Annotated in this window: 7 protein-coding genes, 1 pseudogene and 1 other annotated feature; all 8 genes and pseudogenes read left to right on the forward strand. The window is 37.6% G+C overall.

Annotated features, from left to right (window positions below; translation table 11 throughout):
* On the forward strand, positions 1-4,689 hold a 4,689-nt coding region (locus tag ACSYTE_RS06830; protein WP_491717312.1), incomplete at its 5' end, for a DUF5776 domain-containing protein.
* A gap of 160 nt (positions 4,690-4,849) precedes the next feature.
* Positions 4,850-5,872 (forward strand): hypothetical protein, encoded by a 1,023-nt coding sequence (locus ACSYTE_RS06835; RefSeq protein WP_491717313.1) that lies wholly within the window; start codon positions 4,850-4,852, stop codon positions 5,870-5,872.
* Between the two features lie 225 nt (positions 5,873-6,097).
* A pseudogene (locus ACSYTE_RS06840) lies at positions 6,098-6,889 on the forward strand (DNA/RNA non-specific endonuclease); the annotation flags it as partial.
* A 320-nt stretch (positions 6,890-7,209) separates the two neighbouring features.
* Positions 7,210-7,467: a binding site (T-box leader), on the forward strand.
* A gap of 91 nt (positions 7,468-7,558) precedes the next feature.
* Positions 7,559-9,835: a 5-methyltetrahydropteroyltriglutamate--homocysteine S-methyltransferase gene (gene metE, locus ACSYTE_RS06845; protein WP_491717314.1), complete on the forward strand. Its 2,277-nt coding sequence runs from the start codon at positions 7,559-7,561 to the stop codon at positions 9,833-9,835.
* Positions 9,822-10,721 (forward strand): methylenetetrahydrofolate reductase [NAD(P)H], encoded by a 900-nt coding sequence (metF, locus tag ACSYTE_RS06850; RefSeq protein WP_491717315.1) that lies wholly within the window; start codon positions 9,822-9,824, stop codon positions 10,719-10,721. The genes metE and metF overlap by 14 nt, the downstream gene beginning before the upstream one ends.
* Before the next feature lie 522 nt (positions 10,722-11,243).
* Positions 11,244-12,209: a ketopantoate reductase family protein gene (locus ACSYTE_RS06855; RefSeq protein WP_491717316.1), complete on the forward strand. Its 966-nt coding sequence runs from the start codon at positions 11,244-11,246 to the stop codon at positions 12,207-12,209.
* A 524-nt stretch (positions 12,210-12,733) separates the two neighbouring features.
* Complete coding sequence (locus ACSYTE_RS06860; RefSeq protein ID WP_491717317.1) at positions 12,734-13,444, forward strand: aspartate/glutamate racemase family protein; 711 nt, start codon at positions 12,734-12,736, stop codon at positions 13,442-13,444.
* Positions 13,445-13,707: 263 nt separating this feature from the next.
* Complete coding sequence (locus tag ACSYTE_RS06865) at positions 13,708-14,079, forward strand: GNAT family N-acetyltransferase (protein WP_491717667.1); 372 nt, start codon at positions 13,708-13,710, stop codon at positions 14,077-14,079.
* The last annotated feature ends 108 nt before the right edge of the window (positions 14,080-14,187 follow it).

Raw genomic sequence — 14,187 nt, forward strand, 5'->3', positions numbered from 1 at the left:
GCTTTGAGTAGTGAAAATGGACAAATAAGCTCAGCGGTTTCTTCACTTAGTTCAAATGCAATCATCATCGATAATGATAGTAATTCAATTGCTTCTGCTAATGTGGCTGTTAATTCATTGCTTTCATCATATGCAAGTAATGCCGCAGTGATTAAGGCTGCTAGTGATGCTCATATGGCGATGAGTACTGCTAATGATGCTAGCTCAGTTGCTTCTGTGATTGCTCAACAAGTTCAATCTGCTAGTGCCACTGCTCAAAGTGCAGCTAGTCAAGCTAGTTTAGCGAATGCAAATGCCCTTGCAAATGCTTCATTAGCAGCCCAAAACGTTGTCAGCGCTGCCAGTGCTGCACAAATAGGGGATAGTTCAGTTGCTGATTCACTAATTTCACAGGCACAGCATGCTTCGCAAATGGCTAGTGATGATTTTAGTGCAGCTAGTTCATATGTCGCTATTGTTGACACTATCAAAGATAGTATTATTTCTGCTAATAACCAACTCAATAGTGTGGCACAATCTGCCAATAATGCTGTTAGCGTTGCGTCGAATGCGGTTAGTTCAGCACGGTCTGCTGCTCAAATACAAGATGCTGAAATTAATGATGCAAATTCAGTAATTGCTTCAGCACAGCAAATGCAAGTGAGTGTTGCGGCTTCAAGCTCACCTGCAAGTTCGGCTAATGCTAATGGATTAAGCTTAGTTACAAATATTAGCAACATTGCCAGCGTTGCATCGGTTAATAGTAACCATGCGATTGTTAATTCCAGTTCAGTTAATTCGTTGTTAGCTGCTCACACCAGTAATGCGGTGATCATTAATGCAGCTAAAAGCGTTGCTGCTGCAATTAGCACTGCTACTTCTGAAAATAATGTGGTTGTTAGTGCTAATTCGATTGCCCAATCACTAGCTAATAATGCCGCTTCAAGTGTAGTTCAAGTAAGCCAAAATGCTTCCTTGGCTCAATTTAATGCTCAACAGGCAAGTAGTGCTGCTAGTGCTGCAATCGTATCAGCTCAATTGGGTTCTCAATCCACTGCTGACTCATTGAATTCTGAGGCGATTATTAGCAATAGTACTGCTAACTCATATGCTCGCAATGCTAGCTTAGCAGCTAGTGCAGTTGCTAGTTATAATAATTTGATTAGTTCAGCCAATGTTGCTGCTAATAATGCTGCTAATTATGTATCATCTGCTAATTCAGTTACTACTGATCAGTTCACCATTGCCAGTTTAGCTGCAAAGGTTGAAGATGCCGAAATTGCTAGTGCAACAGCAATCGTTCAATCGAATAGCAGCGCAACTGCTCGCGTTAGTTCAGGGCTTGAACAAGCTCAACAAACAAGTAGTCAAGCAGTAATTACGGCTAGCCAAACTAGTGATTCTAATCGTTTAGCAACTTCAAACAGTGGTGCAGCTTCTGCAATGTTAAGCTCTGTTACATCGGTATTATCTACTCATCCAAGTAATGCAATTGTTAAATCTGCATACTCAATTGCTTCATCTGCTGCAACGATAGTTAGTTCTGCTGCTGCGGATGCTGTAATTGCCAACCAACAAGCTCAATCTGCTAGTGTGATTGCGAACCAAAATACCATGATTGCCAGTTCAGCTAATACTGAAGTTCAATCGCTTGGTTTGATTATATCTAGTTATGCGAACTCAGCAAGTCAAAATGCAGCTTTAGGGAACTCAAGTACTGCAGATAGCTTGAACTCAGCAGCTACTTCAATCGCGGATTCAATCAATTCATTGATGGCCATTGCAAGTAGTGCAGTAATGGTAACTTCTAGTGCCAATATTACTGTATCTTCTGCTTCTGTTAGAGCATCAAATGACGTGATTGCCGCTCAAAGTGCAAATGTAGTTCTTTCTAATGCAGAATCTGCTGCATTGTCAGCTAGTGTTGCTCAAGATGGGACCTCTTCTACCGCTAATAAAGATGCAAGTAGTGCTAATAGCATTGCTTTTAGCGCTAACTCAGTTGCTTCAACTGTTAGTTCAACAAACAGTATCACTAGTAAGGTAGCTTCAAGCGTAAGCAATAATAATTCAACAATGTCAAGTGTGGCTAGTCAAGCAAGTACAAACACGAGTGCAGTTAATAGCATCACTAGCTCTAATACTACTAATGCTGTCATTAGTAGTGCTAACTCAGTTGCTAATGCAGCTCAGTCGACGATTAACTCCTTGAGTTCGCAGGCTGATCAGTCAAATTCGACTGCTCAAGCTGCAAAAAGTGTTGCTAGTGATGCTAATACAATTGCAAGTTCAGCCAATAGTATTGTTTCCAGCAATGCCGCACAAGCATCTAGTTATGCTTCAATTGCATCGAGTGCCGCTGCTGCAGGGGATACCAGTGTTGCTAATAGTGCGACCTCGCAAGCAAATAGTGCAACTAGTGCTGCTAATTCAGCAGCTAGTGTTGTTCAATCAGCATCGAGTGTTGCATCTTCAGCAAGTAGTGTCGTGAACTCGGTGGCAAGTGCTATAAATAGTGCCTTATCATCTGCTAACAGTGCTGCTAATGCAATCAGTAGTGCAACTAGTACCGCTAATTCAGCTGTTTCTGTTGCTAGTTCCGCAGTATCACAAGCAAATAGTTACCAAAGTAATGCTAATTCAGCAACCAGTATTGCTAGTGGGGCGAATAGCGGTGCCGTAATTAACAGTAGTGCCACTAGTAGCATTGCGAGTCAAGCACTGCCAATTAGTAATGCGGTTCAGAGTAACGCTACGCAAGCTTCGGCAGTTGCAAGTCAAGCGAGTGTTAATGCATCTAATAACCCACAGAACTCAGTAGCCTCCTCAGCTGCATCGGTTGCTAGTTCGGCTGCATCAACTGCCAGCTCAGCAAGTTCAGTTACTAGTAGTGCTGCTAGTCAAGTCCAAAGTGCGAACGTGATTGCTAGTTCCGCAGAACAAAACGTTTCATCTAATAATGCCGCTGCTTCTGTTGCAGCTTCAATTGCAAGTAGTGCCGCTAGCGCTGCCAAGAGTGCTGCTAGTTTAGGGAATTCTACATCTGCTAGTCAGCTTAATTCTGCTGCTTCATCAGCTGCTATTTTAGCTAGTTCATATGCCAGCAATGCAGTGATTGCGGAATCAACCGTTGCTAGTGCTAATTCAGTAGCTAGTTCTGCATTAGTAATAATGAGTTCTGCATCAACAGTTTTAAGTTCCGCCCTTTCAATTGCAAGTAGTGCTAATGCTGCTGCGAAGGAAAATATAAGTATAAATAATAATGCGGCATCATATGCAATTATTGCTAGCCAGGCTAATCAATCTGCTGCAATGACTAGCTTAGCCATAAGTTCGATTGCAAACATTGCGTCTAGTTATGCTAATAACACTAGCTTGACATCAAGTATTGCTAATTCGAATGCTCAACAAAATGGATTGAATAATAGTAAGGTTGCTAGCATGATCGCTAAGGATCCTGATAATAGTTTACTAAATAGTTATGCAGATGCCGTTAGTTCAGCAATGATCAATGGTAATTCTGTATCACAGGATATTTCAGTTGCATTTAGTCAAGCTAACTCAGCAGCACAAATTGCAAGTACAGCGGTTCAAACTGTATCTAATGCCGTTCAAACTGCAAACAGTGCTAATCAAGCCGCTAGCAGCGCCAATGTTGCTGCTTCTGCTGCATTTGCGAGTGGCGATATTACGCAAGGAAGTCAATTCGTTGCGTTAGCAAGTGTGAATGCATCGGTAGCCCAAAGTGCAGCTAGTACCGCTGCCAATGCAAATAGTTTGATTAGCTCGGCAAATTCTACTGCTAGTTCAGCAGCTAGTCGGGCAGCATCTGATTATGCAACCCTTGTGTTAGCATCAAATGCGATCTTATCTAATTTGAATTCAGCTACTAGTGTTTATAACAATGATCTTTATCAAAATGGTGTTTCTGATGCTAAGATTGGCTTTGCTAAGGACCCCGAAATGGTAAATGAGGATGCTTATCAAGCTGGTTATAACGGCTATAAAGATGGAACCAGTGGTAAAAAGGCTAAGCAAGACTTTGCTGGATTATCTACAATTTATCAACTTGATTATGCAAAAGCTTATTCATTAGGGCATTCCACTTATCGTTCTGATTATGCTAAGGGTGAAGCTGCCGCTAATCATGATTCACTTGCGGTAGAATCACTCGCTGGTAAGTCAATAGGTTATAAAAATGGTTATATTAAGGCCTTTAATGAGAAACTACGTAAAAAACCAATCTACGTTTATAATCAAAAAACGCTTTATGTATATTCACAACCTACTTTTACCAGGGTAAGTAGAATCAAACGGTTTGCTAAAGCTAAGCGGAATCAGATTCATGAGTTCAAGGTTAAACGCATCTCACTTTCTGAAAATGGGTTAGTTCGTTATTATGTTCAAAATCATTTAACAAATGCGATTTATCATGATAATGGATACATTACTGCAAATCGTGATTTTATTAAAAACGCTTATTATCAAGATCAAGATTATGATCAATCTGATAATAAAACGGTGAAAGTAATTAATCCTAAGGGAGCGCGATTACACCCTGATAAAGCATTCAATTTAAAGGGCACTTATTATCGTCCTGGTACTAAAATTCACGTAAGTAAAGTAGTTAAATATAAAAGTTTAACTAGGTTCTATGTTGGTCATGGTAAATATTTGACTAGTAATAAAAAATTTGTTCGTTTTATATAGTTAAAATAAAAATCCCAATTTCTGATTATTATTCAGAAATTGGGGTTTTTTGATTGGAATTTATAAAATTGTTTTAAGTAAAAATAGATTATGATACAATGTAATTAGTTTATTATTTAACTTTTTTTAAGTTAAAAATTTAATACTGGAGTTGTTAATTATGAAATTTTCAAAATGGGCAACGGCTTTAGCAGCAGTTGTCTTATTTTCTAGCATTGGTGCTACTTCTGCAAATGCAATGTCTACATATAATCAAAAGCAGACTGCTGTTACTAGTATTCCAAAAGTCAATGTAGTTCAAAATCCTAACATAACAAGAAGCTTACCAAAGTATAGTTATGGTAAAAATCAATTGAATGATCAGGGTAGACTTAACCATATTGCTGTGAATGCTGGTGCTACTGGTGTTAGTTTTACTACCACTGCGTTCTTGATGACTAGTCAAGGTTCCCCACAGAGTGCTGTTTTAGTTGGTAAGTATTTATATGCAATGTACAATCAAAATCGTAGTGAAAGCGATAATGATGCTAATGACTACATTGTTCGTTATGATACTAGCAAGCTAAAAAACAACGTCTTTTCTGCAGATGCGATTAAAGTAGGACCTACCTTTAGGGGTGGTCATGGTCAATCCCTATCATATAACCCAAAGACTAATCAATTATGGTTCCTAAACATTGCTCGTGGTTCTGCTACCAGTGCATCTGCCGAATTAATTAGTAAAAGCTCATTAACACCAACTAATAAGGTTCAATTTAAGTTCTCCACCAATGGTAGTTCCATTGATAACAACTTAACTTTTGATAAGTATGGACGTGCTTATACTTATGTTAAGAGTGGTGGGGGTAGTGTTCCTCAAGGTGCTTACAAGATTTATCGTGGAACGATTTCCACTAAGGGTGTTCACTTCGACTTAATGAAGAGTGCAATCAGACATTCTGCTGGAGCAATTCCACAAGGCTTTGCTTACAACCCAGCTAATGATCGGCTTTACTTTATTTCTGATGGAAGTATCGTTTCAGCCCCCGCTAGCAAGTTAAATAATCTTTCTAAGTCAGATATTAAATATATTCATGCTGCATCAGATCGTGAATTTGAAGGGATGTTCTTTAGTAGTAATGGAACTGGTTATTTAATCGCGCTTCGTCCTGATGAAATCATGGCAATGCATGGTTCATTCTAGTTCAGTTTAATTTAATTATTATAAAAATAGTACTCAAATTTATTTTGGGTGCTATTTTTTGTTGAATAATCTTAAAAAATATTTAATAATCATATATGAATAAAGGGAGTGATAAAAATGCATAAAAAATGGAAATGGATAGGAATTATATTTGCATTCTTTTTGGCAATGGGCTTTATTGGTAATTTATCAAATGGTGATGAAAAAAGTAGCAGTCAACAAAGTATCAGTCAACAAAGTAGTCAAGTTGAACATAGTTCATCAAATAGTAGTGAATCAAATTCAGCCACTAGTCATTCTAATGCTGAAAAGAAAGCCACTGTCCATAAAAAAGCCGTTCATGTTAAAAAGAAGGCTAAAGATAATAATGATAAAGGAATTGTTGCTGAACTAGCAGCTAAGAATTATCATAGTGGCGATGCTGCTTACATAAATGTAAATGGAGGGCAAAGTACCCTAAAGGCAAGCGATTGGACCAGTAATCATATCAGTTATGCTAATTTAGATGATTTGAATCGAACCTCTTCGGCTAATACTGCCTATTTGGAAAGTCGCAATGTTGCTAATGATTCATTGAGAACTACGCAAACAGTTTATCCTACTGGATGGCACCAAAAGTTTATTAATAACGAGGCAATTATTAATCGTGGGCATATGATTGCATATAGTCTTTCAAAGGGAATTTCGATTGATGGTTCCTATAATCCGAATGATCAGTCAGGGGATCAAAATAACCCTAAAAATTTATTTACGCAAACGGCATTTAGTAATCAACGGGTGCAGACCATTTATGAATCACAGGTTCGTTCAGCCCTAAGAGAGGGTCAAAAAGTGGTTTATCAAGTTCAACCAATCTTTCGGGGGTCTGAATTAATGGCTCGTGGGGTGCACCTACAAGCGATTTCGACTGATGGTTCCTTAAACTTTAACGTTTACTTGTTTAATGTTCAACCAGGGGTTTCATTTGACTATGCAACTGGGCGTTCCACGATCGACCATTCGATGACAGTCCCAACACCAGCTGGAGCGCCAACCTTTCATGACGATAGCGATTATTCATCAAGTGGTAGCTATCATCAATATCGGCGGCACCGTTCTACCTTAGGTTATTTTGCGGGAGCATATGCAGCCCATAAGGTTTATCAACATTATCGTTATCGCCATAGCTACAGTGATCGAACTCACTATTACAGGCCAAGTTACTATTATCGTCATAAGTATTAATACTCATTTTAAATTCTACTAAATTCATTTAGTAGAATTTTTTTAATTATTTTTGCATTTTAGTTTGACAAAACAAAATAAAAGGAATATTATAGGTTCAACATAAATTATTAAAAGTTACTGAGAAAAGATGAGTAATTAGTTGTAAGCATCACAGAAAGCCACGTTGTTGAGAAGTGGTATGTAAGCGGCTAGTGAAGATGGTCTTGGAGTAACCACATAGTCGGTGAGTTATAGATAATAAGCTGACTACGATTAACAACCGTTAAAATGTTTGAGTATAGCTATCGTTGAGTGTACTTATTGAGGGTTAGTCCAATCTTGACTAACTGAAGTAGGGTGGTACCGCGTACATATAATGCGCCCCTAGACAAGCAGAAGAAAAGCTGTTTGTCTAGGGGCGTTTTTTTATGCACGTTTTTAATCAATTTATGTAAATACAAATCTAAGGGGTTTTAGCATATGACAAAAACAATTATCGGATTTCCAAGAATTGGGGAACATCGTGAACTAAAGTTTGCTACTGAACATTACTGGAAGCACCAAATCGATCAATCAGAATTATTGGCAAAAGCACATGCAATTAAAGTTGCTCACTGGCAAGCTCAAAAAGATGCCGGAATTGATTTAATTCCCGTTGGTGACTTTTCATTTTTTGATAATTTATTGGACACGGCGGTTTCATTGAACATCGTTTCCAAGCGGTACCGTGACTTAGACGTTTCAGAATTAGACGAATATTTTGCTCAAGCGCGTGGTTACCAAGCTGATGGTGAAACCGTTCGTGCATTACCAATGAAGAAATGGTTCAACACTAACTACCACTACATCGTTCCTGAATTTACTAAGGACACTGACGTTAAGTTAATTGGCAATAAGTTATTCGATGAAATTAAAGAAGCTAAGGAATTTGGCATTGATCCTAAGGCCGTTATCGTGGGACCTTATACACTCTTGAAATTATCCCGCTTCCTTGATGGCACGAAGCCAAGTCAATTCGTACAACCATTGATCGAAGCTTACCAAGAATTGCTTTCTAAGCTAAACGGTGAAGGCGTTAAATTCTTGCAAATTGACGAACCAGCACTCTCCTTTGATGTTGATGCAGATGAAAAGGCTGTCTTTGATCAATTATACGATGCAATCTTAGCTAACGCTGCTGGGGTCAATGTGATCCTCCAAAATTACTTTGGTGATATTCGCGACGTTTATGAAGACATAATTAACAAGCCATTCTATGGAATCGGGTTAGATTTCTTAGAAGGTCATCAAAATATCGAATTAATTAAGCAACATGGTTTCCCAGCTGACAAGCACCTCTTTGCAGGGGTTGTGAATGGTAAAAACATTTGGCGAAACGAATATGACCATACTTTAGCGTTACTAGATCAAATCAAAACCGATGCACCAATCGTATTAAGCACTTCATGTTCATTACTGCACGTTCCATATTCAGCAGCCAATGAAGATAAATTAACTGGCGACGTTAAACAACACTTAGCATTTGCCATTGAAAAGTTAGCTGAATTAGTTGACTTAGACCATATCGTGAACAAAGATGCTGAAGGCGCCGACCTATTAGCTAAGAATGAATCATTATTCAAAAACGTTAAACATCCATTCAATTCAGCAGTTCACGATCGAATCAACGCTTTGAGTGATTCAGATTACACCCGTCTCCCTAAAAGAAGTGAACGTGAAAAAGTTCAAAAAGCTGAATTTAAGTTACCAATTTTACCTACCACGACAATTGGATCTTTCCCACAAACTGCTGACGTTCGTGCCAACCGTCGGAAGTTTAGACACAACGAAATCACTCGTGAACAATACGATCAATTTAACCGTGATAAAATTGCTCGAATTATTAAAATTCAAGAAGACTTAGGTTTAGATGTATTAGTCCATGGTGAATACGAACGAAATGACATGGTTGAATACTTTGGTGAAAAACTAGATGGATTCGTATTTACCCAAAATGGTTGGGTGCAATCATACGGAACCCGTGGAGTAAAACCACCAATCATCTGGGGAGACATTAGTAGAAACGCACCTATTACCGTTGAAGATTCAGTTTATGCAAACAAGCTGACTGATAAGTGGGTCAAAGGGATGTTAACTGGTCCTGTAACCATCTTTAATTGGTCATTCCCACGTGAAGACATTGCCAGAAAAGAAACGGTTACACAAATCTCACTAGCATTAAGAGATGAAGTGCTAGACCTTGAAAAGAACGACATCAAGATCATTCAAATTGATGAACCAGCGCTTCGTGAAAACTTACCACTTCGTAAGTCTGACTGGTACAAAGAATATCTTGATTGGGCAGTGCCAGCATTTAGATTGGTCCACAGTGGTGTCCAAGAAAGTACCCAAATTCATACGCATATGTGCTACAGCGAATTTGGTGACATCTTAAGAGCCATCGATAACCTAGATGCTGATGTGATCTCATTCGAAGCTTCCCGTGCCGACTTCACGTTAATCGACGAATTAGTTGATGATAATTTCCAAACTGAAGTGGGACCTGGGGTTTATGATATTCATTCACCACGAATTCCATCCGAGGATGAAATCCAAGGTTTAATTCAACAAATTATTAGCAAGTTACCAGTTGATAAGATTTGGATCAACCCAGATTGTGGGTTAAAGACGCGTTCAGAACAAGAATCGTTTGATAGCTTAAAGAACATGGTTGAAGCAACCAAAGTAGTAAGGGGGAGCATTTATGAACATAGCTGATCTTTTTAAACACAAAACTGTGTTTTCACTTGAAGTCTTTCCACCTAAGAAATATTCTTCCGTGGAAACGATATTACCGACCTTGACGGCTTTAAAAGAAGTTAATCCTGATTTTATATCAGTGACTTTAGGAGCGGGTGGTTCTGCCCAAAGCGATGGGACGGTGGCCGTAGTTAATCTAATCCAAAATCATCTCAATATTCCAGCAATGGCGCATGTGCCGGGTTTATATCAAGATCAGACTCAAGTCGATCAGCTAATTCAACGGCTCCAATCAATTAACGTTGATAACATTTTAGCTTTACGTGGTGATGCGATTCCAGGTTTATCACCACGGGGAGTATTTAACCATGCTAGTGATCTAATTTCATATGTGCATGAAAAGTATCCTAATATCAATATTGCGAGTGCGTGTTATCCAGAATGCCATCAAGAAGCCACTTCATTTGTTGATGATATCAATCATTTAAAGTTAAAAATTGAATCAGGGAGCGATCATCTAATTTCTCAATTATTTTTCGATAATAATCACTTCTATGATTTTCAAGAAAAATTAGCATTAGCTGGGATTAATGTTCCAGTTGAAGCGGGGATTATGCCTTGTACCAGTAAGAACCAGATTGAACGGATTACCCAAATTTCAGGGGTTCCAGTTCCAGAAAAGTTCAAAAAAATGATGAACCGTTACGCTGATAACAAAATTGCACTACGGGATGCTGGGATTGCTTATGCAATTGATCAAATTGTTGATCTAGTTTCTCAAGGGGTAGATGGAATTCATTTATATACGATGAACAAGCCTGAGGTAGCTCAGCGAATTTGGGATGCTACTAAGAACATCTTTGGTGCTAGTGAAATTCAGAATGGTAAATTAAAGGTTAAATAATCAGAGGGAGACAAGCAATTAATCTTTGCTTGTCTCCTTTTTTCATCCATGAATTAATCATTAAAATAAATTAGTTATAATAAATTATTAATAATAGTTAATCGTCTTCATATTTTACTATGCATGCGTGAAGGTTTTTAAATCAGCTTTTTAGAGTAGTAATTAAAAAGTAAATTAGAAATAAATTAAAAAGTTGTTGACATCCTCATTTATTTCAAGGTATACTATCACCAATCAATAAATGAACTGATTGATTCGATGGATTCGGATATTAGATTTACTAAGCAAGTGCCGTTTGATGGGAGGGCATTAAATTCTAATTTCTTAAAGATCGATTCAAAAACATTGTTTGCTTTTCGAGGCGAACTGGTCATCACCCATTAAAGTGATTAGGATTATTACAATCCGAAAAGAGGAGCCAATATGGCTTGAAGATAGGTGGTACCACGTTTTAAAACGTCCTTCAGAATTTTTCTGGAGGGCGTTTTTTAGTTCATACATACAATAAAGGGGATAGATGATATGAAATATGGATTTATTGGTGCAGGTGCAATGGGTTATCGTTACGGAGTAATGATGCAAGAAAACGCAGGAATTGATGTTGATTTTATCGATACTTGGGAACCAAACGTTACAAAAGTTCGTGAACAAGGTGGCGTAAAGGTTGCCCGTGATCATGAAAATCAACATATTGTCCCAATCAACATTTATTATCCAGAAGAATACACTGGTCATCCAGACGTTTGGATTATCTTTAAAAAACAAATGCAGCTAGAAGAAGAACTAGAACGTGATAATGCAGCAGGAATTTTTCACCGTGATCAATACGCATTCTCGGCGATGAACGGAATGGGTCATTTTGAAAAAATCGAAAAGTTTTTTGATCGTGATAAAATCATCTGTGGAACTGCAATGATTGCTACTCGAATGGATGCTCCTGCAGATGTTGATTTTATGGGTCCCGTTGACGGGGAAGTCATGCACATGGCACCTTACGATAATGAACCAGCTGACGAAACCACTAAGCAAGTATTTGAAGATTTCAAGGCTGCTAAATTAGGCCCTGTAATGGCCAAGGAATGGAAGGGCATGTGTATGTCCAAGGTTGTTTACAACGCGGTTGTGAATACCCTTTGTACCATGTTCGAACTTCAAATGGGGCAATTTATTGAATATCCGAAGGTGCCAGAAATGGCAACGCAACTATTTAATGAATCTTTCGATGCCTGTGAACGAGCTGGCATTCAAATGATCGAGACTCGTCAAGAACAAATTGATTCTGTTACGACCACTAGTCATCAATTCAAATATCATTATCCTTCTATGTATCAAGACTTCTCCAAGGGTCGCCCGACAGAAGTGGACTACATCAATGGCTATATTGCTGAAATTGGTCGGGAAAATGACTACGTTTGTCGCACCCATGAATTTATCGTAAATGAAGTCCACATGGTTGAATTAATGCGCAAGTATAAGCACAACAATTAGAATAATAAATATACACAAATCACATAGTAACATGACATAGTAACACCACATATTGCTCGATTTAATTTTAAGTTATCCCATAGTTTTACCCACATAAATAGATATCAAAATTGATATAATTAAGACCTGTAATTTTATTTTCAGGTCTTTTTTTATTGATATATAAATATTTTAAATCGCAATTTTCTTTGATCATATGATAATAATACAGACTTATGTTGTGGCCTTTCAGGAATGATTATTATTAAAAGGATCTCTTTACTATGCTAAAATCATATTCAAAAGAACACAGTATTAAATTATTAGTTAAAGGCTGCGATGTTTCAGCTAATATGATGATTCCATTTGAATTTTCTTATTCTGGATACATCAGATTGTTTATATAATACAGAAGATGTATTTCGTTATAAGGTGGAAAAGGTAATTTTTAATTCATACTAATCTAATTTATGGGATTATTTTTACAATTAATTAAACAACTTAGTAATAAGTGATTGTTACATTAACTAACGGAGGAAATCAAAATGAAAAAATTAGGAATTATTGGTGGGATTGGGCCTGAAGCAACCATTCGATATTATAATGATATCATTAAGGGCTACCAGGAAAAGATTGGGAGTACCCAATCGTTACCAGAAATCACAATTGAAAGCATCAATATGTATCATATGTTCAAGTTATTAGATGCCAATCAAATAAATCAAGTTGCAGATTACGTGAGTAGCGCTGCTGATTATTTAAAACAATCGGGAGCCGACTTTGGATTGATGTGCGGCAATACTCCTCACATTGCTTTCAAGCAGATTCAGGCACGAACTAAATTGCCGTTGCTAAGCATCGTAGATACTTCTTTAACTCGAGCTAAGCAACTAAATTTACACCGACTATTATTACTGGGAACTAAGTTTACAATGAATAACGATTTTTTTAGCAAGCCGTTCACAGATTCAGGAATTAAAATTTACTTGCCAAGCCATGATGAACAAAATTGGTTACACTTAAAAATTATAAGTGAGTTAGAAAATGGGATTGTTAATCAAGATACCAAAATGCAATTAACTCAAATGATTGATCAGCTAATCATAGACGATGAATTGGATGGGGTGATTCTGGGATGCACCGAGTTACCGCTCATTATTAAACCAACCGATTTACCAGTTGCGACCTTTGATATTGCCAAAATTCAAATTGAAGCCGCTGTTAATACCATTTTAGAAAATAATGTTCTACACTAAAAATATTTAAATATTGGTATGTGCAGGCGTAACTCAATAAACAGTGCCGTTGAAACGACTGGAATCAATTTTCCATCTTTTCAATGCGCACTTTTTTATTTTAAGGAGGAAATATAATGGCTGAAATTTACTTAATGGTTGCTAGAGACACTGATTTAGATCAAGTTACATCAATTATTGAAGAAGCACGGGAATTGCTAAAAGCAGATGGTAGTGATCAATGGTAAAACGGGTATCCGAATCGTGAAACACTGCTATAAGATATCGACAGTGAGTCTAGCTATGTTTTAATTGTTGATGGAAACGTTGCTGGAACAGCATATCTGATGACGGTGGACGAACCAATTTATCAAGAAATTGATGGCAGTTGGAGTCGTCCTGCTGAGCAATATACCACTATCCATAGAATTGCAATTGCGAGCCAATACCATGGTATGCATTTGGGCTCGTACTTACTTTCTAATTTCATTACCGTTTCGGTAATGAAGGGGTATCGTAACGTTCGCTTTGATACCAGACCCGTTAATAAACGAATGCAAGAATTGGGAAAGCGGTTTGGCTTTGAATACCGTGGCATTATTTGGGTTGTTTACGATGGAAATCAAAAACAGCTTGCGTTTGAATTGAACCTATAATGGTTAGTTTTAACTTATGTGATCCTAACTCCAGATGCTTTAATATATAGCGTTGATAATTATAAAAAGTAAGTGATATTTGAGATTAATATCCCGTTTATTCACATG

The sequence above is a fragment of the Nicoliella sp. ESL1120 genome, from assembly GCF_058508515.1.

Coding starts and splice junctions, on each gene's coding strand:
- ACSYTE_RS06835 (WP_491717313.1), top strand. CDS start 4,850: ATGAAATTTTCAAAATGGGCAACGGCTTTAGCAGCAGTTGTCTTATTT.
- metE (WP_491717314.1), top strand. CDS start 7,559: ATGACAAAAACAATTATCGGATTTCCAAGAATTGGGGAACATCGTGAA.
- metF (WP_491717315.1), top strand. CDS start 9,822: ATGAACATAGCTGATCTTTTTAAACACAAAACTGTGTTTTCACTTGAA.
- ACSYTE_RS06855 (WP_491717316.1), top strand. CDS start 11,244: ATGAAATATGGATTTATTGGTGCAGGTGCAATGGGTTATCGTTACGGA.
- ACSYTE_RS06860 (WP_491717317.1), top strand. CDS start 12,734: ATGAAAAAATTAGGAATTATTGGTGGGATTGGGCCTGAAGCAACCATT.